Source organism: Terrimonas ginsenosidimutans, assembly GCF_022012415.1.
Lineage (GTDB): Bacteria > Bacteroidota > Bacteroidia > Chitinophagales > Chitinophagaceae > Terrimonas_A > Terrimonas_A ginsenosidimutans.
This window is the reverse complement of record NZ_JAKLTR010000015.1, coordinates 169,072-194,470: the sequence shown is the minus strand read 5'-3', so window position 1 is coordinate 194,470 and position 25,399 is coordinate 169,072. Positions and strand designations below refer to the sequence as shown.

The window sequence follows — 25,399 nt, the reverse complement described above, 5'->3', positions numbered from 1 at the left end:
TTCGGAGTAGAAATCAGGCCCAATAATATAACTTTTTTCGGGAAGCCCATAGTCCATTGAGTAAATATCTAATATCGATGAATCTATATATATATAATACTAGAGTTATGAATATTTAGTTAAAATGCTTATGTTTGATCCGTATAGTTTTCGGAAAACGCATGTACCTCTATTTAAACCTCTATGCTTGAAAATTTTATCCATATATTATATTGGTTATTCTTCTCCTATTTCGCTGCTTCAATAATCTATCTTTTTGTGCTGGCTCTCGGAGGGCGACTGTTCTATAAGAATTTGAATTCTTATACGTCTGATATTCAGAAGTATAGAAAAGTGGCGATATTGGTTCCTGCCTATAAAGAAGACGAGATCATTCTTTCCACAGCTAATAATTTGCTGGCGCTTAACTATCCCAAAGATTCATTCAATGTATTTATTATAGCGGACTCTTTCCGTGCTGAAACGATTGCAGAGTTAAGGCAGCTGCCTTTGCAGGTTATTGAGGTATCATTTGATAAAAGCACGAAAACCAAGGCTTTGAATGTTGCTTTCTCGACGATCAGGGAACCATTCGATGTTGCCCTGATCTGTGATGCCGATAATATGCTGGCGCCCGATTTTCTTCAGAAACTGAATAGTGCTTTTGAGAATGGCAACAAGGCGATCCAGGGAAGACGCGTAGCCAAGAACCTGGATTCTTCTTTCGCGATACTGGATGCCTGCAGTGAAGCGATCAACAATAATATTTTCCGTAAGGGAAACAATGGGCTTGGATTGTCTTCGGCCGTGATCGGTTCGGGAATGGCTTTTGATTACGAAAGGGTTAAGCAAATACTCCTGTCGATCAATGCTGTAGGCGGGTTTGATAAAATTTTACAGCTGGAAGTAGTAGGGGACGGAACTTCGATCCGTTACCTGGATGATGCGCTGGTCTTTGACGAGAAAGTCTCTTCGGCGCAAGCTTTCCAGCAGCAGCGGAAAAGATGGTTGTCAAGCCAGTTCGTTTATTTCAAACAGTTTTTCCTTCCGGCTATTAAGAAACTTTTTAAAGGGAACTTCAGCTATTTCAACCTGGCGATCCCATGTAACCTTGTGCTACCGCGAGCATTTCTGCTTGCATTGCTTCCTTTATTCGCAATTATTTCGTTTTTTGTGGTCCGTCAGTGGGGAATATGGTCTTCCGGGCTGTTCCTTCTCTACATGATCACACTTGCTATAGCATTACCCCGCAAGCTGGTAAACAAGCAATTTGTTTCTGCTTTGCTAAGCGCGCCGAAAGCCGTTTTATTGATGGTGCTGGCCGTATTCCATATCAGAAAAGCCAATAAGACGTTTATCCATACTATCCATACGAAAAAAGAGATAACCAACGTACAGTTCCAGGATAAAATCAGATAAATAAACTTTAAGGATAATGACCACCGAGGTGACTCAATATGAATATGATCGCATTGCGGACCGCAAGCGGATCGATTTCATTACAAATGTGTTGAAAAATCAGGCAACTCCACAATCGAAAGTGCTTGATGTTGGATGCGGAAATGGCGTGATCAGCCGGCATCTGGGAACGATGGGATATAATGTGCTTGGCATTGATGTCAGCGAAAAGACCATCGAAATGGCCCGTTCCCTTACCAAAACGCCGAACGTAAAGTTTGCGACGATCAGTGCTGAACAGCTGGTTGCCGATGGGCAGAAGTATGATGTGATCATCTGCAGCGAAGTGCTGGAGCACCTTACAGACCCCAGCGCATTGCTGAAAACCCTGCATGAAACACTGGCGGACGATGGCAAGCTCATTGTCACCGTACCAAACGGAAAAGGCCCTAGAGAGCTTTTCGTGACCCGTCCGGTTCTCCGGATGAGAAAGAACAGAGGTTTTATGTGGAGAACGATGGAGAAAGTAAAGAGACTGTTCGGATACAAAGGAACAACAACTCAGTCAGCTGCCGACAATCTTGATCATATTCAATTCTTTTCAAAAACTGACCTGGAGAAGCTTTCAGCGTCCAATAAGTTCAAGATCACAAAATTTGGCAAGGCTAATTTTATCGAAGACGTTTTTCCATTTTCAATTGTGACGCGCAAAGTGCCGGTCTTACAGAAGATCGATTGCAAGGTTGCGGAGATCCTGCCGCTTCAGTTCACCGGCGGCTTCTTTTCAGTATGGGAAAAACAGTCGGGTAAATGAACCGGCGCAAAGCTATTTTCAGGATCTCGGTAGCCGGCGCAGCCATCATTGGTGCTGCGGGCGGATACAAGTGGTTTTCGATGAGGAAAACTCCCAACCTCGATCTCCTGTCTGAAAATATCAACCTGCTGTCGGCTTTAGCTGAAACGATCATTCCCAAAACAGATACGCCCGGCGCTGCTGAAGCCGGAGTGGGGAAGTATATCTATGTAATGATCCGTGATTGTACAGAAAAGACAGAGCAGAACAACTTCATCGATGGCCTGCTGGATCTGCAGGCATATACGTTTGGAAAGTATGCTAAGGGATATGAAAAGTGCGACGCGGATCAACAGGAGCAAGTGCTGGAGCATTTTGAGTCTGCCGGCAATCGCCTGAGCTCCGGCATCATTGGAAAAGTGAAGCATAAATACCTGGGCCGTTCTTTTTTCTCCATTCTGAAATCATATACCGTCGAAGGATATTTTACATCTGAAGCAGGCGCAACGAAAGCGCTGGCCTATTCGCATGTTCCCGGCAGTTATCATGGCTGCGTTACTTTGGCACCGGGGCAAAAAGCCTGGGCTACAAACTGATCATTTATGGGCGATCCGAAACAAGTGAATCAACAACCATCCGGCAACGATACACATCATTTTGATGCGATCGTGATCGGGTCAGGGATCAGTGGGGGTTGGGCTGCAAAAGAACTCTGTGAGAAAGGGTTGAAGACGCTTGTGCTGGAAAGAGGCCGTAATGTGGAGCATATCAAAGATTACAAGACGGCAATGATGTCTCCATGGCATTTTGAACACCGCCTGAAGCCCACTCATCAACAGGTCGCAGAAGATCCTTTGAAGTATGCTGTTTCTGACGAAGCGACTTCCCAGTTCTATGCAAGCAATAAAGAACATCCCTATATACAGGAAACCCCGTTCAACTGGATCAGGGGATACCAGGTAGGTGGGCGATCCATCACATGGGGGCGTCAGTGTTACAGATATAATGAGATCGACTTTGAAGCAAACCTGAAGGACGGACATGGTGTCGACTGGCCCATCCGCTATTCAGATCTTGCTCCATGGTATGATTATGTAGAGAAATATATTGGTGTAAGCGGAAAGAGTGAAGGGTGCCCGGCGCTTCCTGATGGAGACTATCTTCCGGCGATGGAGATGAACTGTGTGGAGGAACATTTTGCGGATAAAGTGAAGTCTGCTTTTAACGGAAGAACGGTGACCATCGGTCGAGTGGCAAACCTGACCCGCGGATGGAATGGGAGAGGCCCCTGTCAATTCAGAAACCTCTGTTCCAGGGGATGTCCTTTTACCGGGTATTTCAGCAGTAACGCTGCCACACTTCCTTCCGCGGCTTCAACCGGTAATCTTACACTTAAAGCTGATTCAATTGTTACTGAAATAATTTATGATACCAGTACGCAGAAAGCAAAAGGCGTGCGGGTGATCGATGCTGTAACCAACCAGGCAACGGAATATTTTGCAAGGATCATTTTTGTGAATGCTTCGGCGATCGCGTCAGCAGCTATTTTACTTAATTCTGTTTCGGCAAGTTTTCCAACCGGGCTGGGTAACTCCAGCGGCCAGCTTGGTCATAACCTGATGGACCATTTTCATGGCACAGGCGCTACGGCTACATTTGATGGATTTAAAGACAAGTACTTCTCCGGTCGAAGACCTGTGGGGATCTATATTCCACGTTATCGCAATGTCTCTCCGGAAACAACGCGTAAAGATTATGTGCGCGGCTTTGGTTTACAGGGTTCCGGCACCAGGGATGGATGGAAAGAACAGGGTGAAAGCATCAGCGGCTTTGGTAAGAAATTCAAAGAGCAGGTGACAAAGCCTGGTCCGTGGACACTGTGGCTTGGTGGCTGGGGTGAAACATTACCTTATTTCGAGAACAAGGTTTCTCTCAGTAAAGATCAGAAAGACAAATGGGGCGTTCCGCTGGTTCAACTGTTTTACCAGGTTCATGAGAATGAAGAGAACATGCGGAAGGATATGCAGCAGAGCATTGAAGAAATGCTGTCAGTCGCAGGCTTCAACAATATCAATTCCTATAGTCACCAATCTCCCGGCGGATCTGCCATACATGAAATGGGCACTGTAAGAATGGGGCGCGATCCAAAAACATCAGTGCTGAATGGATATAACCAGATGCATGATGTAAAGAATGTGTTTGTGACAGATGGCGCTTGTATGACCTCATCGGGAACGGCAAACCCGTCCCTCACCTATATGGCGCTTACGGCAAGAGCTTGTAACTATGCCGTTGAGGAAATGAAGAAGGGAAATCTTTAAGCAATCATCATGGCGTAAGAGTATCGCAAAGCGCGCAAAGTAGACGCAAAGGGCGCAAGGAAATACATAGCGATCTTCGCGACTACTTTGCGCGCTTTGCGATACTACTACACTGCTGCAATAGTTGCTGATGATATTACCGGAAGTACTATTGAAGTACTCCATCATTTCTTTTTACCCAATGCCTTATTGGTTCTGCTTTTTACGCGGGAGCCCAGGTCATAATCTGAGATCTTCTTACGCTGACGGGCAAAGAAAGATCCTGATTGGTTAAGGAAATGAATGACCCGGTGACTTTTTGACGAAACATGTTCAAGCCTTGAATACTCTTTATAGTTATGTTTTTTAGCGCCAAATTTTACGGTGATATCATTCCATTCATCGTGTGGGTTCACGCCAATCTTTACATAAAGTTCACCCTGGCCAACCGGCAAGGTATGTTTCATGATCACAGTGTCAAAGACGATGAGTTTATCTTCCGGGTAGCCCAGTTGTTTTGACCATACGGAGTCAACACCCCAGCTTGATTTATTCCCGATAAAAGAAGGGAGACATGTTTTCAATGCTTCTTTACTAAAGAGTGGCGCCATTACTTCGATCTGTCCTACAAATCTGCAGAAGGCTTTTGGCTCCTGTTTGAACATCGGCCAGCTGCAGAAGGAGTCAGCAGAAAGCGCTGCGCAACTGATTGCTGAGCCCATCGCTTTGCTGAGTGCAAACATGCGATTGATCCCCTGGGTGTCTATATCAATATCATCATCGAGGAAGTAAAAGTATTCGTATTCTTCCAGCCATTCAGGTTTCACTTTGGTGAACAGCTCATAGAGCATATGGTATTTGAAACCTTTCAGGTGAAAGAAGTAATCGGCGCTTTCATAAAGCGAGGGATTATTTATTTGCTCATGGTAGAATAGAAGACACAGGTCGAATTCTTTTTCTTCCATGTTCTTCTGCCATTTTTCCTGGAAAAAGGTCGACCTGTTTCCACATGGCGCGATGATGATGTTTTTCTTGTTAGCCATTGAGCTGTAAATAATTTATCGCGAAAAATAATACGACAAAGCCGTAAATCCATGAAATAAGGCCAAACGTTTTATACAATTCGCGTGTTTCAACACCGTGTATACGATGTATGGAATTAGTTTAATGATTATGAACTTATTGCGATCTCAAACCTGTTTTTCTCTATGAACCTGCGTTATCCTTTTTAAGCACTACTTTCTGAAAAAGTCCCATTCCTTTGGTGTAGATCAGTTTGTATACATCGATCATATATACAAAGATGCTCTTCATATTCGCACCGATCAGTTTCTTCATGATAATATACCAGGCAATTGAACCTACGATACAAGTGATCAATGTTCCTATAGCCGCGCCATAAAACCCGAAATGAACAAGACAGGCATAGTTGATTCCAAGGTTTACAACCAGTGAAACCGCATTGATCAGCAGGCAAAGTCCGGGTCTCCCGATAGAGTTCAGCAGGTTTGCAGATTGGTTCTGCATTGGTCGCATGATACCCATCACCATGTAGATCTGCAAGATCAACGCTGCAGGTGCATACTCATTGCTTCCTGCAATGATCGTGATCACAAAATGCGGAAATATGATAACGAAGATCGCTGCGGGGATGGTGAACGATAGTAAGACCGCCACCATGCGTTCGTATAAATATCTTACTTTTCTATCTCCATTTTCTTCTCCCTGTGAAGCCTGCGCCACTTTAGGAAACATGATATCCGATGCTGCATAAGAAGGGATATCGATCACCTGGTTGATCCGGCCTGCCGCATTGTAGTAAGCGACATCGGAAGCACGAAGAAAAGTTGCCGTCATTAACTGGTCGATATTTGCAAACAGTTGGCCTACAAATCCTGAACTGAAAATAAAACCGCCATACTGCACGATCTCTTTCAGCCATTGTTTTGTGTAATTGAATTTATACAGCAGGTATTTTCTTGAGGAGAGGAATAACACCCCTGTGCCGATCCAGATGGAAATCGACTGGTACATGGCCAGGTGTTTCAACGAGAAAGGGATCTTCCAGATCGCATGAGCGCAGACGGCAGAGAAAAACAATAACTGGCGAACGAAATTTCCTGCAAAGGGGCCTTTGAAATCAAGAAAGGATTGCTGAATAGCTTCAAGGTGCGAAAAGATGATCATCCCCAGCAAGCCTGGAATAAACCATCTGAGCATATCGGGAAGATCGTTTACGGAATTAAAGACCCGGCCAAGCCAGTCGGCGCCAAAAATGATCAGGATGATCACCGCTATATTCATCGCAGCATTGATCAGGAAAGCACTGGAGGCGATCGATGCTTTTACGGTATGATCTTCCTGTATGCTGACAAACCGGATATGTGCGTTTTTCAGCAGGTTGGTTTTGGAGATCTCGAAGATGGAGGTCACGGCGAGAAATATCGCCCAGGCGCCCATTTCGGCGGTCGAAAGGGAACGGATCAGGATCAGGTAGCTGATAAAACCCAGCAAGGTCATCGAAAAGCGTTGCAGAATAGTGTAAAAGGCCGACTTGATCCAGTATGACGAAAAGTATTTTTTCAAGCGTTGAGCTTATTTAAGTTGCAGTAGCGGTTGATTGGTAGACTGATAATGAACTTCTTAATAAGGAGTTGTATGAACAGACGGGTAAAGATAAAAGATTTTATCCAACGGTTATAGTGCATTGAGTACGTTCTGTGTGAGGTTTGTGTGAACGGTAGCCTCGCTTTAGGGCAAGGCGTAAAAGTATCGCAAAGTGTGCAGAGACTGCGGAAAGGGCGCTAAGATTTCTTCGCGTTCTTTGCGCAGTTTTTGGGTGCTTTGCGATACTCCCGACTTGTATTACTTTTACGCCCGTCCGGCTCCGGCAAGCCAATCGGTTCCTTCCTTGACTTATTGGAAATCAAAGCAATGAACCAGCGCCAGCCGATTTTATACATTTTAAAGCATCCTTTTGGAAAGAATCAAAATTGCTTATGTCAGCGTAAATGATCCGTTGGATAAACGTTCCTGGTCTGGCATCACCTATTACCTGGGCAAAGCACTGGAAAGAAATATCGGGGAGGTAGATTATCTCGGGCCTGTAAAAGTTCCCCGGATCATCGACCTGTCTCTTCGTGCGCTGGCGAAAGGAATGCGGATCCTGACAGGCAAAGAATACAGCTATAAATACAGCTGGTTGCGTGCGAGATATTCCTCTTATGTTTTGAATAAAAGATTAAGCGGAAAGAAATACGATTGTATTGTTGCGCCGGCATCGTCTGACGGGGTGGCGTTTTTGAAAACGGACATTCCGATCGTGTACATGGCAGATACTACTTATGCGCTGATCAGCGGGTATTATAGCTGGGAATTCAAGAATGTTTCCCGTATTTCCCTGCGTGAAGGGAACATGCTGGAGCGACGTTCGCTGGAAAAAACAGCTGTTGCGATCTATGCATCCAACTGGGCTGCAAACTCTGCGATCAAGGATTACGGTTTTCCTAAAGAAAATACATTTGTCGTGATCATGGGGGCTAATACAGATCATATCCCGGGACGTGAAGTGATCATGCAGAAAAAGGAAAATCCGGTGCTGACCATGTTATTCCTTGCGGTTGACTGGGATCGCAAAGGTGGTCCGCTGGCTTTTGAAGCCTTGCAGCATCTCACCGCCAAAGGAGTAAAGGCAAAACTGATCGTTTGCGGATGTATCCCTCCGGCGGAGTTTTCGCATCCCGATATGGAAGTGATCCCGTTCCTTAATAAGAACCTGAAGGAGGACCATGATAAGTTCGTGCATTTGCTGAAAACTTCGCACTTCCTCATATTGCCAACAAGGGCGGATTGTTCGTTGCTCGTTGCCTGCGAGTCGAACGCGTATGGAATGCCTGCGATCGCAACGGCAACAGGTGGCGTTCCTGATGTAGTGTTGAATGGGATCAATGGATATACCCTTCCTTATGAAGCGAAGGGTGCTGCTTATGGAGATCTGATCGCGGAGATCTATGAGGATAAGGAGCGGTATGAAAAGCTCATCGAATCAAGCAGGACCAGGTTTGAGAATGTATTGAACTGGGATAAGTGGACTGAGCAATTTGAAGAGATCTATACAAATAATATAGCGAAAGGAGCTTAATATAGGGGCCTGGCGTAAAAAGTATCGCAGAGAGCGCAAGGTAAACGCAAAGGACGCAAAGCAGGTCATCTTACTTTGCGTCCTTTGCGTTTACCTTGCGCTCTCTGCGATACTCATACGACAGTCGAGCTGTCTAAAATTTCAGATCAGGAAATAACGTTCTTGTTTGAAAGATCCTCGTCAACGTCCATGCGCTCAGCAGGATCATAAACGGCTCAACTGGATACGTGTATCGTTGCATGGTGAACATCACGATATGGATCCCGGTGATCACCACAAACGGAATGAGCATGATCAGTACATTGAATTTTCTCCTGTTCACCCACCATGCGGAGATGCCGCATACCAGCAGAAATACATTACCCGCAGCGATCACCAGTCTGCTTGCCGTACCTCTGCTCCCCTGCATATCGGAAGGATATCCCCACATCTCCCAGAAATTCATAAAGCGGGCTTTCAGAAAGCCTGCCGGGTTTTCTTTAAAGTAGTCAAAGTATAATGCCAATGCCTGCTTGCTGGTCTTGATCTCGGGATGATTATCATCAAAACTCCAGTCGATATCACCACCGGAGGCTGTAACAGAAGTCAGGATATTAACCGTGCCATGTCCCGATAATGCAAAGACGCCCGTTTTTGCATAGCAATAACTGCCGGTGAAAATAATCGGAAGAAGCAGTGTTGCAATGAAGGCAATGTTCAGGCGTTTGAAATGAAATGTGTCAAGTACCAGTAACACCAGCACGATCGGAAGTATTTCCGTGCGCACGATCACTGCAATGCCGAAGAAAAGCCCGCTAAGCCACTGTCTTTTTGTTACATAGTAATAAAAGCCACCCAGCATGAAGAACATTGCAGGAACCTCTGTGGTAAGCCAGCGTGTATAATTGATCTGAGATGGGAAAAACGCCATGATCAGGGCTGCGATCAATCCCGCATTTTCATTATTGAAGATCACTTTTGCAAGCCTGTAAACAAAATAGACCGAGAGTCCGGACATGATCACATTCAGCAAAGCGAGAAGGTCTGTCGCCGCGTTGCCACCGGCCATTTTAAAGAGCGCGATGATAAACGGATATCCATTGGGAAAGAAATTTTCGTAGCCGCCACTGAGCAGGATATCAGCCTGGTTGAAATAGTCGTAGGAGTCTTTATGCATACGCGGGAGATATCCCAGCGATACCGCCAGCCTGATCAGAAATCCTGCGCTAAGGATGAACAGGAAGATCTGTTTGCTGGTAAACCTTCCCCACATACCTGTTTGACTAAGCTGGCTACTGCTTTCCATAAACGATCTTCAGGATTTGCGCCGCAACGTGTGGACGGTAATGTGATGTTTCGTAATAGTTGTGTTTGTCTTTCGTGAATTCGTTGATCCCTGAAAAATCAAACACATTATTCTCTCCGAATTTTTCTTTGAGAATAGCAAGATCCGCGGGGTTGATCTTTTTCTGGTTGTACAAAGGGCTGATCACGATCTTGCAATTGATATGGTTGTCTATTACCATTTTCGCCAGTGAGTTGATCAGATCCAATTGTTTCTCTTTGATCACCGCCGGGGAGATCTGCAGGTGTGTCGAATCCCTTTCATACAGCACTGCCTGCAGCGGCTTGTAGAAATCATCAGGGTTTTTGCGGATCACTTCCTCAAATACTTTCTGCTGAATTTCATTTGTAGCGGGATCATAGAAGAAAGGACGGTCATCCATCAGAAACTCTTTCTTCATATAAGGTTTCACTTCTCCGCTGATCTTGAAATCAAGGTAAGAAGTAAAGAACTTGGCATCAAAAAAAGCCTGCAGGCTTCCCATCTGGAAGCTGAGCGATGATGCGCCTGATACGGCAGGGTGTTTGGCAAAAATGTGCCCTTCTGAGTTGAGTGTCTGGTTAAGCAGTTCTGCATCGATGACCAGCAGCGCATTTTTCACCGGCACCTTTTCTTTGTTGACAAGAAAGTTCATCTTTCTTTCAATACCATATAGAGATTCACCGGAGGCATCGAAATGATAACATTTCTCATAGGGCTCACCGATGAGGTATTTCCAGTCATCGATGCGGTAGAACATCGATCTTGAATTGCCCAGAATATAAGAATCGTATTTTTTTTCCGGGTAGTGATTGATCCAGTGCTGAGTCGAAATATAATCCCTGTTCAGGCTGATATAGCTTGGCTTATTGGGAATGTAATAGGAGTCATAATGACGGATCACTTTGAAGGGATCGAGTGCTATGTATAACACTACCAATCCTACAAAGGGGATGGAGAACAAGGCTAATCGTAATAGAAACTTCCTTACGGACATCTTGGTTTATTTAAAACTGGAAATAGATAAACTGGCGGTTTTCATAAACCCCCAGAAATATGATCATCAAGATCATGGCATAATAAACACCCCAGCGGATATAGACCGGTTTGTTATTAATTGCATAGATCATGTTTTGTTTGGTCTGAATAATATGTATGATCTCAAGGAACGCGATCACTGCAAATGAAAGCACCAGGTCAATGCCATAGACAGGCATGTTGGCCAGTGCAGTATGCGGGCTTAGCTGACCCAGCGCAACCTTTACACCATCTGCAATACCGGCGGGGATCTTTCCGAGGATGTACATTGCATCGGGTACAGAGTTTGCCCGGAAGAATACCCATGCGACCGCAACAAGACCGAATGTTACAAGAACCTGTTGTGCGGTATCGAGCTTTGGCAATTTGCTTAAACCTATGGCATCCTTGATCGCTTTTTTAGGTTTATCCAGTACGATCGCTGCCACGAGGTAAACGCCGTGAAGGGCGCCCCAGATGATAAATGTCCAGGCGGCACCATGCCAGAATCCGCTTACAAGGAATACGAAAAAGAGGTTGAAATACCATCTTGGTACTGATACACGGTTTCCTCCTAACGAGATATAGAGATAATCGCGGAACCAGGTAGACAGGGATATGTGCCATCTTTTCCAGAACTCGGATATGTTCTTTGAATGATAGGGCTTGTCGAAATTCTTCATCAACCGGAAGCCCATTACTCTTGCCGAACCAAGGGCGATGTCTGAGTAACCGGAGAAGTCGCAGAAGATCTGTATGGAGAAAAATAAGATAGCTATGATGATCACCAGGGGAGGGTGGGAGTGAGGGTCGTTGAAAACTGGATCGGTAAAGCCGGCGAGCCGGTCGGCGATCACTACTTTCTTGAACATACCCCACATCATCAGTTTGAGACCCGTTGTTACGTTCTCATACTTGAAATATTTTCTTTCATGGAACTGGTGTAAGATGTTCTGTGGCCTTTCGATCGGACCGGCGACAAGCTGGGGATAGAACATTACATAGAGGGCATAGATCCCAAAATGTCTTTCTGCTTTTTCGTTGCCCCTGTAAACCTCGATCGTATAGCTCATTGCCTGGAATGTGTGGAAGGACAGGCCGATCGGAAGAATGATATTCCAAAGCGGAACATCATACGACGTAATGCCCACTGAATCCAGCAATACGTTTACGTTCTCCACAAAGAAGTTATAGTATTTGAAGATCGCCAGTACACCGACGTTTGCCACGATACTCAGGGCAAGGTACATTTTCCGCCGGGGCTGGGCCGCATTTTCGATCAGGATACCGGCGATATAGTCGATAATGATCGTTGCGAACAGGATCAGGATATAGGCGGGAATGAAGGCCGCATAAAATACACAACTCGCAATCAGCAGATGGAGCCATCTCCATTTATGAGGCAGCAGGAAGTATATAATGGTGACGACAGGAAAGAAAACCAGGAATTCTAGCGAATTGAATAACATATCTTCTTACTTGTTTGGAATGAATGATGGTGAAATGGCCAGGGCAAAATGTTTTTCGAGCATATTGATGATCTCCTCGTTTTTATCTGTATCGAATTTCCGGGCAAACAGCTTGTCTGAAGCCAGCAGTTTCCCGAAGTCTGTTGCGTCAAGTAGTTTGGGGTGCCCGGTAACGGGAACATTCCAGTCTACGTAGATCAGGCTGTCTGCGATCCGTTCGCGGAAGGGTGAATTGAAGAGTATGGTTGCGAAGAAAAACTCGTCGCCGCCCCAGGTATATTTAAAGTACCGGACATACTCCGGGTGCTGTACCAGGAAGTCGAGCACATATTTCGCTGCTGCCGGCGTCAGTGAGAACCAGTTTGATCTCCCCACCACCGGCAGGTTGAGCGGGAATTTCCGGGCGGGCATGATCTTGTTGACGATCTTTTCCAGTCTGAACTTGCCGGGGATCTGCCAGTTGATCAGGTGATATTTCCGGACTCTTGGCGCTGCGTCTTTCCATTCATCTTCGATGGACTCGCAGGTGATAAATTCGGTTCCCTGGTGTGTCCTGAAAAAGTCATGGATCTCTGGGGTTGATTTTATCGGGAAATCCTGGCCGGAGATCACATTGATATAAGCATATTCTTTTGCGGGTAAGATCTCTTCAAAGCCGTTCAGCGTGGCTTGTATGGTACCGTAACCAGCCCAGTAAACTTTAGTCCTGTTCTTTACAAAAAATACATTTTTCTGATCGGCGAGATACAGAAACGGGGACTGGTCAGTTTTTTTATCGATATGGATGTAGAAATCCGCGTCTGGGTGTTGCAGTATGTTGATAAGCCTCTCCAGCTGCCGTGGATTCTTATGTGTCAATATCAGGTGACAGATCTTCATTATGGATGGGAAAGGTTTTGGTTGAAAGGAGAACGGGAAAGCTGCGTGATGTTTGATGGCGCTATTTTCCGGATGTAAATATGATTCAGAAAATCAGGATGTGCAAAAGCAAACTGAAAGTTTTTTTTGTTTACCTGTAAACGTATAGACGTGACCGGTATTATACGGGCAGGGAGGCCAATAACGCCGGGGCGCAGACAGGGATAAGTTAAAGTATTGGTATTCAAGTTTCTTTCGGCGATTTTCCGCGTCAATGATAATAAAACTAATCGAGATTGTTTAGGGAAGAGCGGGATTTTTAGTGGTTGGCAGCAATGGGCGCCTGTCTGGTACACGTGGCCAATAGTTGGGTAAAAAAAGAGGCTGACCTTATGGTCAGCCTCACAAGTAAGATATAAGTGCTTTTTACTGCTTGATGAATTTGGCGCTTTGTGTCTGGCTGCCAGTGCGCATCTGCAGAATGTAGTTACCTTTTGGAAGGCTGCTGACATCCAGTTGGATATTGTTTAATCCGTTGCTGACGGTTTGCTGTCTGCTGAACACTTTATAGCCTGCATTTGTCCAAACTTCCAGGTTCAATTGCAGTTCGTTTGCAGTTTTTACTTTGATGTTCAGTGCATTGCTGGACACAATGGTGTTAACCAGGCTAAGGCTGAGTTCGCCTTTACCCTGAAGTTCAGCGATCCTGCTGTAAACATACTGCCCGTCAAAGTCCACCTGGCGGATGCGGAAGTAGTTCGCACCCGGAGCAAGTTCTCCCTGGTAAGTATAGCTGAAGCTTGTAGCAGGGCCGTTTTGAGCAACCACACCAACTGTTGAGAAATCAGTGCTGTTGGTAGAGTACTGGATCTCGTAGTGTTTGGATCTTTCTACGTCACCAACTTCCCATTTCAGCTGAGCTTTGCCGTTCACTTCGGTAGCAGAGAATGATTTCCAGGTTACAGGAAGAACGATACCAACGATATCAGTGCTCATGCTGAAGATCTCGCCGTCGTTAAGTGTAACGCCAGCGAAAGTAACGATGCTGCCTGCGATCGTTGCGTTATAATAGCGCTGTGTACCTGTCTGGAAGTTACCATCGCCATCAGCGTCAACGATCAATCGGAAATCTGATACAGTAGCAGTAGAGATACCCAGTCCGTTCAGATCAAAAGCCACAGACACGGTTCCAACATCGCCGGTATGCTGCACTTTCCACTGACGGGAGAGGCGGCTTGAGCCTGCGAGGGATGTGGGTACAAGTGCGTCGTTCTGCACTGTGCCGGTAGCAGCGTTATTATGACCAACGATCAGGAATTCTCCGTTGCCAAGGCCGGATGGAGTGTTGATCACAACATTCTCTGCGCTTGCTTTACCAGAGCCGTTTCCTAAGCCTGTTACTTCACTATTGGATTGGGTAATGAGCAGGTCTGAGCCATTGTCCTGGCCGATACCAAATACATCGTTATCATATCCCGTGTTGGTAGTGGTGTTCCATACAGTTACAGGAGTGCCACCGGAAGTGATCAGGTTTGTGTGTAAAGTGAGACCGTATTTGAGAGCCAGGTAAGAAAAAACCTGACTCCTTTCTGTGCCGGAGATCGGACGATTAAACACGATCAATTCAGAAAGATCACCTACAAAACCTTCTCCCCCTTGTACACCAGGGCTTCTTTGGCCGATAATATTAGTAAGTGTGGATAGTGTGCGAACACCCTGACCATTTGCATTCGAGTTATCTGAAAAAGCAATCGCCGGTGCTACGGAGATATTACGGTTATCAATTATCTCTACATCGTTCGAATTCTGCGCAAGAACATTGACCTGGCTGACGCTCCATCTTCCATTGACAGGATAAGGAGCTGCGATGCCTTGTATAAATGGACCAATCTCTGCCTGGTTGCCATATAAAGGATTGGTTCCACTATTACTGAACATCCAGAGGCTTGTTCCTGATCCTGGTGTAGCAACGTCGGTTTGCGACCATATACGCTGCAGGTTTTTGGAGCTGTTTGTATTCCATACGCCGAAGATCGCATATGCATCATTTCCCGCAGTTATCGGAGCGAGAGCGCCGGTCGGTCCCACTAATTCGTGCACATCATTAAATACAATCGCAGGCTGGAAGTTGAGTGTTTGAGTAGCGAGAGAAGGGCGTGATCCACCAGTACCCGAAAAAGACTTGGTACCATCATTCACGTATTGCCAGAAATCTACTAATGTACCTGTAGTAGTAACGCCGGAGTTTGCCCTAACCCACATAGTAAGGTTCCCTGAGACTCCTCCCGGGGATTGTGAAAAAGCGGTGAGTGAAAGACCGCAAAATGTTAAAAGTGTGTAGAGTTTACTTTTCATACCAGATTTTTTGATTTAGCTTGTCCAAGGATTAAAACAGTCTGTAATGTATAGGGTAGGGATGGGTGCTAAAATTAAACTGTTTAGGGTAGGGAAAAAAAAATATTACATCGAGGCGCTATGGCATAATTTTAGTTATAAACGACCCAAGTTAATCCGGGGCAGAATATCCACAGCTTTTTTGAAAATGTGAATTATTTTTTTATTGTTCAATTTGGCTGGCTGCTAATTTTACTATAATTAGCTATTTGTTTAGAAGTAGCATTTTGAGTGGACTTTTAAGTGTATAACCGTATAGAATTCAATTAATCCTTTATGAAAACCATTTTACTCAGTGTTCGAGCTTTCATAGTTATGCTATGTCTCGGCTCGGCAGCAATCACAAATGCACAGGTTCAGCCTGTCGGGACGGTGATCGGCAATCAGACCGTAATCAACGTGCCAATTTCTCAATCGGGCCAAAATAGTCAGGCTCTTATATATTATCCTGACGATTATTTTCTGCCTGAAAATGCCAACAAAAAATATCCCCTTTTTATCTTCCTTCATGGTGCCGGAGAAGGTAATGGCAACAATATTAGTATTGTTAATAATACATCTCTTCCTCAATTGATCGCTCAGGGCATGAAGCCTTTTGGCATTGATTCTGTTACGGGCGAGAAAATTAAATTCATCGTTGTTTCGCCACATGCCGCAAACACTGGTTATAGTTATTCTTTTCCTCATGTGAAATGGATATTAAATGATATCAAAGCGAAATATCGCGTAGATCAGACTTGTATGTGGGTAGGTGGATTATCTGCCGGCGGACGTGGTGCCTGGAGTATGCCCAGAGAAGAGCAGGCTGTTAGCAGTCAACTCGCTGGTATCGTTACGATCAGTGCATTAGGTTATGAAGGTGGTAATGAAGCCAACTTCAATGCGGCTTTCCGGAACGGCCTTGCCTGTTTCAATATTTGTGGAGCACTTGATGCGCACGTTGCAACAGCGAGAGTGTACAACTCTACTATATTAGGTCTGATCGGCGCTAATAACCCTAAAAAATACTGGTATTATGAAGTGCCTGGCGCAGATCACAACTCTGCAGCCTGGAATCCTCCTTTCCAGATGACCAACCGTTTTTTCAATCCTACAAAAAACCTGTGGGATCTGATGGTGAACATCCGCCGTGGCGGTTCACAACCTCCGCCGGCATCAACCCTTACTGCAAGTGCGGGAAATGCACAGACGGTAACGGTTCCGGCAACGATTAACCTGGCGGGAACTTATAATTCCAGCAATCCCATTCTCGGATTCAAATGGACGATGGAAAGCGGACCGAACACTCCGACGTTCAGTGCTTCAACAGCGCAGAACACCGCGGTAACCGGTTTGCAAGTTGGTACATATGTATTCAAATTTACTGTAACAAATATTCTTGGCCTGTCGGTAAGCAGCAATGTAAGTATTACCGTGAACGCAGCCGCGATTCAGCTTCCGGTTGTAACTGTGGGTGGCGGCACGACTATTACATTGCCTACTTCAACGGCTTCTTTGACAGGATCTGCCACAACTCCGGCCGGCACTACCATCAGCACGTATGCCTGGACAAAAGTGAGCGGACCTGCTGCAACGATCTCTTCTCCTGCAACTGCAAATACCAACATTACCGGTATGACTACTGCGGGAACTTATGTTTTCAGACTTACTGTTACGAATAATACGACTGGTTCTTCTTATAAAGATGTAACCGTTGTGGTGAACAGCGCGGCAGTTCAGCTTCCAGTTGTAACTGTAGGTGGTGGTGCGACTATTACGTTGCCTTCATCAACTGCTTCTTTAACCGGATCTGCAACAACTCCTGCTGGAACTACAGTCAGCAGTTATGCCTGGACAAAAGTGAGCGGACCATCTGCAACTATTTCCTCTCCTGCGACGGCAAATACCAGTGTAACTGGTTTAACAACAGCGGGAACTTATGTATTCAGACTTACTGTAACGAACAGCACAGGGGGCACATCTTACAGCGATGTAACCATTGTTGTGAATGGACAGCCATCCAATAACAATGGAAATTCACTCCGTGTAGTTGATGTAGCTCCAACAGAGTACAGATGTGCCTGGTTGTACAGTGACGGCAAGATCCGCAGATACAAATTCGTGAACAGTGCGTTGAGGATCGATACCATGACTATTGGTAATAATAAAGATATTGCGAATATCAGTGCAGGGTTTAACAGTACGCTCGCGGTAGCAACGGATGGTACAGTGTTCCTGAACCGTCAGGGTGGTGCAATTACCACGCATCTGAGCACCGATACATTGGGCCGTGCGATCAATGATGCAGTAAAGAGCTGGGGATATTTCTATGATTACATGTTCCTCCGCGCGGATGGCACTGTCTGGTATTTTGGTAACGATGATTATGGGTTCCTTCCAGGAACTGCGGTTATCACCAAACCAATCCAGATCTCTCCAGCAGGCATGAAAGTGAAGGACGTGGCCATGGGAGGTAAAGTGCTTTTCCTGACTACAACAGGTGAAGTATGGGAAAGAACAAAGAACAGCTCCGCAGCAGTTAAAAAGACTCTTCCTGCTCCTGCGATCAGCATTACTACCGGTTACCTCGACTACAGCGTAGCGATCGTTCCGGAAGCTGGTGGCCCTCAGGATGCTGGTTATCCTTATGCGTGGGGTAATGCCTATAAATACTGGGGTGGTTCCAGTGCGGCAGCTCAGCCTGTGGCATTGAAAACACTTTGGGATGTTAAACAACCGATCAAACAGATCGTATCAAGCTCTAATGCTCTCCACTGGATCGACGTATTAGGTGTTCGCCGTGGTATTGGTGACAATGGTAATGGTGAGATCGGCACCGGTGATGAGAAATATAACAAACAGGAACTCTGGAGCAATCCTTATTCAGGTGCATGGCATGAAGGTGACCCTGCGTTCATGATCAACAAGCCTTATGAACTGGCTCCGCCAGCTCCCGGCCGCGTCTGGAATAAATTGTGGTCAAGTGTGATCTTCAACTTCTACGTGTGGGCAAGTGACGACAAAGACAGTACTTACTTCAACGGCCGTGAAAAATCACTCGTTGGTGCAAAAGGTATTCAATTACAGAATGAAAGCGTATATCCTAACGGTCTCGACCAGGTAGCTCCTGAACAGCGCAGCATCCTGGCACGTCAACCGGTACAGTACCTGAGCTTCGTTAAATATGTTGTATCTGCAGGTGCAGACAGAACAGTTACAACAAACTCTACCAATCTGAGTGCAACGGGTACTGCGTCTTCCCTTGATCAGATCGCGGGTTGGAAATGGTTCCAGCTTGCCGGTCCGAACACGGCGAGAATAGAATCACCTCAAGCTAATCAGTCGGCAGTTACCGGCCTGGTGAATGGTGTGTATCGCTTCCGTGTACAAATGAGAGATACACGTAACGGTACGATCAGCGATACGGTAGCGATCACTGTACAGATAGGAGCGGGCAACCTTCCTCCGACAGCTGTTGGTGGTGGCGATAAAACGATCACTCTACCAACTCAGACTGTAACCCTCACCGGTAGCGGTATTGATGCTGATGGAACGATCGCGAGCTATCGCTGGGCTAAAATTTCCGGTCCTAATACTTTCACAATCGTATCTCCAACCCAAAGCCAGACTGTTATTAATAACCTGGTACAGGGTGTATATAAATTTGAGCTGACGGTTACCGATAACCAGGGAGCATCAGGAACAACTGTTGTTACCGTTACGGTGAATGCTGCGCCTTTGCCAGCTAACCAGTTGCCTACAGCAAATGGCGGTGGTAACAAAACGATCACTTTGCCGATACAGACAGTTACCCTGACCGGCAGCGGTACTGATGCTGATGGTTCTATCGCGAGCTATCAGTGGGCGAAGATCTCCGGTCCTGCAACATTTACCATCGTATCTCCTGCGCAGGCGCAAACGGTGATCAATAACCTGGTTCAGGGATCCTACCAGTTTGAACTGACAGTAACAGATGACCGTGGTGGTATTGCAAAAGCGACTGTAAATGTTACGGTGAACGCTGCAGCTTTACCGGCTAACCAATTGCCAACTGCAAATGGTGGCGGTAATAAAACGATCACCTTGCCAATTTCTACAGTTACCCTGAGTGGTAGCGGTACAGATCCTGATGGCACAGTTGTCAGCTATCAGTGGGCGAAGACTGCTGGTCCTGCGACATTTACCATCGTATCTCCAACACAGGCCCAGACAGTGATCAATAACCTGGTTCAGGGAACATATCAATTTGAACTGACTGTTACAGACAACCGTGGCGGCGTTGCCAAAGCAACAGTTACAGTTGTGGTAAATGCGGCACCTTTGCCTGCCAACCAATTGCCAACAGCAAACGGTGGTGGTAATAAATCAATCACACTTCCTGTATCAACAGTTACACTGGCGGGTAGTGGTTCAGATCCTGACGGAACTATCGTAAGCTATCAGTGGACTAAGGTTTCTGGTCCGGCTACATTCACTATCGTGTCTCCAACGCAGGCTCAGACGGTGATCAATAACCTGATTCAGGGAACTTACCAGTTCAAACTCACGGTTACAGATAATCGTGGCGGAACGGATGAAGCGCTGGTGACTGTTACAGTAAATGCAGCTGCACAGCCATCCAACCAGCTTCCAACGGCGAATGCCGGTTCGAATAAATCGATCACACTCCCTGTTCAGACAGTTACATTATCCGGTTCAGGAACAGATGCTGATGGTACTATCGTAAGCTACAAGTGGGCTAAGATCTCTGGTCCGGCTACATTCACTATCGTGTCTCCAACACAGGCACAAACAGTGATCAATAACCTGGTTCAGGGTACTTACCAGTTTGAAATGACTGTGACAGATGATCGTGGTGGTGTAGATAAAGACATAGTTACTGTTACAGTAAATGCGGCTCCGGCACCAGTGAACCAACTGCCTACGGCAAATGGTGGCGGAAATAAAACGATCACACTACCAGTTTCTACAGTAACACTGAGCGGAAGCGGATCTGATCCTGACGGAACTATCGTGAGCTATGCCTGGACTAAGATCGCTGGTCCTGCAACTTTCACTATCGTTTCCCCGGCTCAGGCACAGACTGTGATCAATAACCTGACTGCAGGTGACTATCAGTTCGAACTCACCGTGACAGACAATAATGGCGGTACAGCGAAAGATGTTGTAACTGTTAAAGTAATACTGGCTCCAACACCTGTGAACATTGCTCCGACAGCTAACGCTGGTGGCAACAAAACGATCACTTTGCCAACTTCAACGGTTACGTTGACCGGCAGTGGTACTGACCAGGATGGCAGCATTGTAAAATATCAGTGGACGAAGATTTCAGGACCTGCTTCCTTTACAATCGCTACTCCTGCGCAGGCGCAGACGGTGATCAACAACCTCGTTCAGGGTACGTATCAGTTCGAACTGACTGTAACGGATGACCGTGGTGCAAGTGCTAAGAGTACTGCGACAGTGGTGGTAAATGCAGCACCAGCTGCTCCAAACCAACTGCCAGTGGCAAATGCGGGCACAAACCTGGAGATCACCTTACCTGTTGATAATGTAAGACTGACAGGAAGTGGTGTTGATCCGGACGGAGTGATCTCATCTTATGCATGGACAAAGGTTTCGGGCCCTGCTTCATTCAGGATCACGTCTCCTAACGCTGCTGCGACTACCGTTGAAGCGCTCGAAGCTGGTACTTATGTTTTTGAACTGAAAGTAACCGACAACTCTGGTGCAACTGCGAAAGCCACTGTTTCCGTAGTGGTAAAACCTGCAGTGATCGAGAAGGCTGAAGTTGGTTTGTTCCCTAACCCGGCATCTGATGTAGTGACCATTAAGATCACTGCGACAACGCTGAAGGCTCCTACCAACATCACCGTTTATAACAATAAAGGAATGGTAGTATATCATGAACAATTCATGAGACAGGAGCGCGTAGTGTACAAGCGTATTAATATCAACCGACTGACTCCTGGAACTTATTTCGTGAAAGTGGGTGTTGATATCAATAACTCCAAGACGATCACTTTACTGAAAGTTCGCTAAGATCGATAATGACCTGATTTCTTAGGGCTGACCGAATGGTCAGCCCTTTTTTATTTGCTATGATCCTGTTTTCCACACAGACCTCCATCCATTACAAGAGTTGTTGATGTTATACTATATTTACAGGCATTCATTGTTGCCGGTGTGAACGAGCTTCCAGGCCGGATATACATTTACGTTATGACAGAAAGAGCCGCTATAAACAAACCCATTTTACTGCTTTCCTTATTGGGGCTTGGTTTTTTCCTGTACCAGCTTCCCACCTTATTTTCCGGTGATGCGGCGGCAGACTTCAGGATCTACTATGAAGCGGCATTACGGTTCAGGGACACTCCTTCGGCGCTGTATGACATGGAGAAGCCGGGTTTTGATCAATACCTTTATCCGCCGCCATGCATCCTGTTATTTTCACTGTTCAGTTTACTGCCCTTAAAAGTGGCCTACGGCCTGTTCATCTCAGTTGTTTTTATATCTTTTTTCCTGGCAATGGAAATATGGAGGCGCATCTGGGAGTCCGAGAATGCTGTAAAAACCAGCCGGATCAATAATGCCCTGGTAAGCATCTTCCTCGCATGTACGGCGATGATGTTTCATAACCTGGTGATGGGACAGATCAATGTGATCGTTCTGCTACTGTGTGTGTTATTTGTGCGACTGATGCCCACCAGGCCTGTACTCGCCGGCATTATGCTGGCACTTGCAGTATGGATCAAATTATACCCGGTAGTGCTGGTCTTCTGGGCGATGAGAACCCGGCAGGGCCGTATAGTGATCGGATGGGCATTTGTCGCCGGCCTTGGAATTGCTTTATTGCTGCTGCCCGTTTTACCATTCCAATTGTACCTGGATCACCTGCATAAACTAAGAGAGCTATCCAATTATACAAGTTCACACATCATCAACCAGTCTCTGCCTGCATTTCTGTACCGGATGGGTGCGGGAAATGAGCAGTTCTTTGGATGGCCGAATGTTTATCAGATCCCGGGCTGGGTCAAAACGACAAACCTTGCGATGTTCATCGTGGTGATCGTGTTCTTTGCAACGAACAGGTCGCGGGCATTTGTTGGCGCAACCGGCAGTGCCTTCTTCATGGCATTGATCCCGGTATTTTCAACACTGGGATGGGGGCATTCTTTTATCTTCATGGCGCCTTTACTTTTTATCTGCTTTCAGCAGTTGCTATTCTCCCGCGTTTTTCCGAAATGGCTTACGGCGATCTATTTAGTTGGGGCGGTTCTTTTACTGATCCCTGTTCATAATGCGCCAGGCTTTTTGCAAAAGATCCCGCTGTCTTTACAGAACCTGTATTACTCACGGTTTTTGCTGATGGCACTTCTCTTTATGACTGTTCTTGTTTTTCACTACTATAGAAATGCACGGCTGAATCAGGAGAGCCGTTTGACCTGAAATTTGATCATGATAATCCTGGTGAAAAGCTTTCCGGGAGGAGCGGGAGGACGTATGAATGCTGAAAGGTTTCTATTCCCGGTGTGTGATTTTCTCCGGAGAAATCGTGCTTTCAGATACCAGTTGAACTAAATGATAAGGGCCCTTCGGAAAAGGGCCCTTATCATTTAGTTCAACTGTCGGTTATTTGTGAGCAGTTTTCTTCCTGTATGTCTCATTGATTGCGCTATAGAGCGTTTTCATCGCATTGCCCCAGTCATGTGTTCTGGCAAAATCAATTCTGGATTGATTTGTTTCAGGAGACCGGTCAGCCAGGCAGGATTCGATCAAAGTGGGATAGTCTTTCGGTTCTTTTGCCAGCGATACATGATCTTCGAAGAGCTTCATGGTCGCTGTACGCGTTGCAACAACCGGTTTGCCCATTGCGAGATACTCATCGATCTTCAATGGATAGTTACCAATTGTGATGTTATTATCAAACTGGGGGTTTATACAAACATCGAATGCGGCAATATAATCCGGCAGCTGGTTCATCGCTCTGCGTCCAAGAAAATGAACGTTCTCCAGCTTGTGCAATGAGCTTGCCTGGAAGTGTTCATCTTCCGGTCCAACCAGTACAACACTCCATTCGGGATGCGTTGTGGCGATCGTTTCGATGATCTTTTCATCAAGTCTTGCCGAGTCAATAGCTCCGACGTATCCAATTATTGGGCGTTTGATCTCTTTAAGATCTTCCGGCACACTCTTTACCAGTTCGGGGTTGAACAGCTCGAGGTTGCAGCCCTGACCCATAAAGATGGAATTAGGGTTATACTTCTGGCAGTATTCCGCGTAGTAAGTAGAATTCGTTGCCACCAGGTCTGCTTTCGCGATCAGTTTGGGCTCCATGATCGATGTGTGTTTTTTCCAGTAGTCATAGCCCTGGAGAAAATCTCTCATGTAGTAGATGTACAACGAAGGGCGAAGAAATTCCTTCAAATAATATCCATTATAGATATCGTTATCATTAAAGATGATGACATCTTTAAAACCAAGTTTCTTTACTGCGTTTGCGATATCCTTTGCAAATCGTTTATTGTTGAAATAGTTAATCGTACTGAATACCTTATTGGAAGGTATCCGGTTAATGGATTCAACAACCGACAGGGGATACAGTTCCCACATGGACTCATTGATCTGCTTGAGTTCATCTTTCTTTTTCCGGATGATCTCACTATGAACGGCAACACCTTCGTTCTTGCCGCGCGAAAGATAAGTCTTCCGGTTGATCGGAAGGTTCACATACAATACCCTGTTATCATAAGCGAAATGAGTGGCAATGTTTTTACAATTGCTGCCAATAGGGTAATACCAGGGTTGCAGTCCGATCACAACAATATCCCTGCCTCTTAGGGAGTTATCCATTTTTTCGACGGAATGCGTTTAAAATAATAGGAGGAGTGATCTGTTTTACTATCTCTTTCAGGCTGAGTGATGTTTTATCTTCCGGTCTTGCTTTGAAGATCGTGTTATGTTCTGAAGAATGAGTCAGTCCTGCAGCTTCTTCCGGTCTGCCGTTCGTATAGTAATACAGTGCGAGTGATTTACGGCTGCGGTCAGGAGGGCAGGTCAGTTTATTCGGATGTCCGTGGAAGGAATTGCTGGTAGTTGAGAAGATCGCCATCCTGTTGAACAGCGGCAGGATCTTGGTAACAGCACCTTTCATTTCGGTATCCCACAATTCGAAATGTCCACCATATTCTTCGTGCCAGTCTTCGTTCAGGTAAACGAGTACGTTCAGACGGCGGTCAAGCTTTGTATTGGGATGTTTATTGAAATCGGCATGTATTTTCAGCATTCCTCCGGGCATGATCTGGTGGCAGCCTCCGCCGTCAAAGAAGGGGTCGGGGATGAGGTTCTGGATACCTGTCAGTTCAGTCAGGAATTCCAGGAATGGCTGTGAGTTCAGGAAGTGCATGAACTCTTTTGTTTTTTCTCCGAAGCGGTATTCGCCTTTAGAGGCAAGTTTTACCTGGTTCGCATCACTGAATTTAAGATCTGATTTTGCAGCCAGATCAGGGAATTCTTCCAATATTTCCTTCAGACGTTCTGCATTGAAGAAGTCATTATAATAACCGCTGGGAAACGGGGCAGCATTCTTATACGCTTCGCTTTTTGATGCTCCAAAAGCTTTCAGCTCTTCGGCTGTTTTGTTGATGAAATCCATAGTGGTTTTATTTACTTGGTTATGTTAAGGGTGGTGCTTGGGATGCAGGCTAAAGTATAAAATAAATCATAGTTTTTCCTAAATACTACATTCCGTCTGTACCGGTATTGTCA

16 protein-coding genes are annotated in these 25,399 nt (G+C 45.8%); 7 read left to right on the top strand and 9 right to left on the bottom strand.

Annotated elements, in window-relative coordinates; translation table 11 throughout:
* Positions 1-183 precede the first annotated feature (183 nt).
* Genes LZZ85_RS21335 through LZZ85_RS21320 form a run of 4 tightly spaced genes read left to right on the top strand, consistent with a single transcriptional unit; the run spans position 184 to position 4,491 of the window.
* Positions 184-1,398, top strand: a complete 1,215-nt coding sequence (locus tag LZZ85_RS21335) for a glycosyltransferase family 2 protein (protein WP_237875391.1) — start codon at positions 184-186, stop codon at positions 1,396-1,398.
* Positions 1,399-1,414: 16 nt separating this feature from the next.
* The gene (locus tag LZZ85_RS21330; protein WP_237875390.1) at positions 1,415-2,191 is read left to right on the top strand and encodes a class I SAM-dependent methyltransferase; all 777 of its coding nucleotides are present in this window, start codon (positions 1,415-1,417) and stop codon (positions 2,189-2,191) included.
* Positions 2,188-2,766, top strand: coding sequence for a gluconate 2-dehydrogenase subunit 3 family protein (locus tag LZZ85_RS21325; protein ID WP_237875389.1), 579 nt, complete (start codon positions 2,188-2,190; stop codon positions 2,764-2,766). Before LZZ85_RS21330 ends, LZZ85_RS21325 begins: the two co-directional genes overlap by 4 nt.
* A 6-nt stretch (positions 2,767-2,772) precedes the next feature.
* Positions 2,773-4,491, top strand: a complete 1,719-nt coding sequence (locus LZZ85_RS21320) for a GMC oxidoreductase (protein ID WP_237875388.1) — start codon at positions 2,773-2,775, stop codon at positions 4,489-4,491.
* A gap of 164 nt (positions 4,492-4,655) precedes the next feature.
* On the opposite strand, the gene LZZ85_RS21315 is transcribed toward LZZ85_RS21320, so the two are convergent.
* Both LZZ85_RS21315 and LZZ85_RS21310 read right to left on the bottom strand, forming a co-directional pair.
* Entirely contained in the window at positions 4,656-5,513 is an 858-nt protein-coding gene (locus LZZ85_RS21315) for a DUF707 domain-containing protein (RefSeq protein WP_237875387.1), read from the bottom strand.
* Between the two features lie 163 nt (positions 5,514-5,676).
* Positions 5,677-7,056, bottom strand: a complete 1,380-nt coding sequence (locus LZZ85_RS21310; protein WP_237875386.1) for an oligosaccharide flippase family protein — start codon at positions 7,054-7,056, stop codon at positions 5,677-5,679.
* A gap of 391 nt (positions 7,057-7,447) precedes the next feature.
* On the opposite strand from LZZ85_RS21310, the gene LZZ85_RS21305 reads away from it, so the two are divergent.
* Positions 7,448-8,611, top strand: coding sequence for a glycosyltransferase family 4 protein (locus tag LZZ85_RS21305; RefSeq protein ID WP_237875385.1), 1,164 nt, complete (start codon positions 7,448-7,450; stop codon positions 8,609-8,611).
* Between the two features lie 133 nt (positions 8,612-8,744).
* On the opposite strand, the gene LZZ85_RS21300 is transcribed toward LZZ85_RS21305, so the two are convergent.
* The 5 genes from LZZ85_RS21300 to LZZ85_RS21280 form a co-directional block, all read right to left on the bottom strand.
* The gene (locus LZZ85_RS21300; protein WP_237875384.1) at positions 8,745-9,896 is read right to left on the bottom strand and encodes an ArnT family glycosyltransferase; all 1,152 of its coding nucleotides are present in this window, start codon (positions 9,894-9,896) and stop codon (positions 8,745-8,747) included.
* Complete coding sequence (locus LZZ85_RS21295; protein WP_237875383.1) at positions 9,883-10,911, bottom strand: hypothetical protein; 1,029 nt, start codon at positions 10,909-10,911, stop codon at positions 9,883-9,885. The genes LZZ85_RS21300 and LZZ85_RS21295 overlap by 14 nt, the downstream gene beginning before the upstream one ends.
* A 10-nt stretch (positions 10,912-10,921) precedes the next feature.
* Positions 10,922-12,400, bottom strand: coding sequence for an MBOAT family O-acyltransferase (locus LZZ85_RS21290; protein WP_237875382.1), 1,479 nt, complete (start codon positions 12,398-12,400; stop codon positions 10,922-10,924).
* A gap of 6 nt (positions 12,401-12,406) precedes the next feature.
* Entirely contained in the window at positions 12,407-13,279 is an 873-nt protein-coding gene (locus tag LZZ85_RS21285; protein ID WP_237875381.1) for a beta-1,6-N-acetylglucosaminyltransferase, read from the bottom strand.
* Between the two features lie 405 nt (positions 13,280-13,684).
* Positions 13,685-15,613 carry a DUF8202 domain-containing protein gene (locus LZZ85_RS21280; protein ID WP_237875380.1) on the bottom strand — a complete coding sequence of 643 codons (1,929 nt, stop codon included), beginning with the start codon at positions 15,611-15,613 and terminating at the stop codon, positions 13,685-13,687.
* Positions 15,614-15,928: 315 nt separating this feature from the next.
* On the opposite strand from LZZ85_RS21280, the gene LZZ85_RS21275 reads away from it, so the two are divergent.
* A complete protein-coding gene (locus tag LZZ85_RS21275) occupies positions 15,929-21,673 on the top strand; it encodes a PKD domain-containing protein (RefSeq protein ID WP_237875379.1) in 5,745 nt (1,914 codons plus the stop codon).
* A 180-nt stretch (positions 21,674-21,853) separates the two neighbouring features.
* A complete protein-coding gene (locus LZZ85_RS21270) occupies positions 21,854-23,080 on the top strand; it encodes a glycosyltransferase family 87 protein (RefSeq protein ID WP_237875378.1) in 1,227 nt (408 codons plus the stop codon).
* A gap of 183 nt (positions 23,081-23,263) precedes the next feature.
* Here LZZ85_RS21270 and LZZ85_RS21265 read toward each other — a convergent pair whose 3' ends face one another.
* The gene (locus LZZ85_RS21265; RefSeq protein ID WP_237875377.1) at positions 23,264-24,484 is read right to left on the bottom strand and encodes a glycosyltransferase; all 1,221 of its coding nucleotides are present in this window, start codon (positions 24,482-24,484) and stop codon (positions 23,264-23,266) included.
* A complete protein-coding gene (locus LZZ85_RS21260) occupies positions 24,477-25,286 on the bottom strand; it encodes a 2OG-Fe(II) oxygenase (RefSeq protein WP_237875376.1) in 810 nt (269 codons plus the stop codon). The genes LZZ85_RS21265 and LZZ85_RS21260 overlap by 8 nt, the downstream gene beginning before the upstream one ends.
* Between the last annotated feature and the right edge of the window lie 113 nt (positions 25,287-25,399).

What these genes read in the sequence shown, in the direction of transcription:
- LZZ85_RS21335 (WP_237875391.1), top strand. Translation starts at nt 184, where the DNA reads ATGCTTGAAAATTTTATCCATATATTATATTGGTTATTCTTCTCCTAT.
- LZZ85_RS21330 (WP_237875390.1), top strand. Translation starts at nt 1,415, where the DNA reads ATGACCACCGAGGTGACTCAATATGAATATGATCGCATTGCGGACCGC.
- LZZ85_RS21325 (WP_237875389.1), top strand. Translation starts at nt 2,188, where the DNA reads ATGAACCGGCGCAAAGCTATTTTCAGGATCTCGGTAGCCGGCGCAGCC.
- LZZ85_RS21320 (WP_237875388.1), top strand. Translation starts at nt 2,773, where the DNA reads ATGGGCGATCCGAAACAAGTGAATCAACAACCATCCGGCAACGATACA.
- LZZ85_RS21315 (WP_237875387.1), bottom strand. Translation starts at nt 5,513, where the DNA reads ATGGCTAACAAGAAAAACATCATCATCGCGCCATGTGGAAACAGGTCG.
- LZZ85_RS21300 (WP_237875384.1), bottom strand. Translation starts at nt 9,896, where the DNA reads ATGGAAAGCAGTAGCCAGCTTAGTCAAACAGGTATGTGGGGAAGGTTT.
- LZZ85_RS21295 (WP_237875383.1), bottom strand. Translation starts at nt 10,911, where the DNA reads ATGTCCGTAAGGAAGTTTCTATTACGATTAGCCTTGTTCTCCATCCCC.
- LZZ85_RS21290 (WP_237875382.1), bottom strand. Translation starts at nt 12,400, where the DNA reads ATGTTATTCAATTCGCTAGAATTCCTGGTTTTCTTTCCTGTCGTCACC.
- LZZ85_RS21285 (WP_237875381.1), bottom strand. Translation starts at nt 13,279, where the DNA reads ATGAAGATCTGTCACCTGATATTGACACATAAGAATCCACGGCAGCTG.
- LZZ85_RS21280 (WP_237875380.1), bottom strand. Translation starts at nt 15,613, where the DNA reads ATGAAAAGTAAACTCTACACACTTTTAACATTTTGCGGTCTTTCACTC.
- LZZ85_RS21275 (WP_237875379.1), top strand. Translation starts at nt 15,929, where the DNA reads ATGAAAACCATTTTACTCAGTGTTCGAGCTTTCATAGTTATGCTATGT.
- LZZ85_RS21270 (WP_237875378.1), top strand. Translation starts at nt 21,854, where the DNA reads ATGACAGAAAGAGCCGCTATAAACAAACCCATTTTACTGCTTTCCTTA.
- LZZ85_RS21265 (WP_237875377.1), bottom strand. Translation starts at nt 24,484, where the DNA reads ATGGATAACTCCCTAAGAGGCAGGGATATTGTTGTGATCGGACTGCAA.
- LZZ85_RS21260 (WP_237875376.1), bottom strand. Translation starts at nt 25,286, where the DNA reads ATGGATTTCATCAACAAAACAGCCGAAGAGCTGAAAGCTTTTGGAGCA.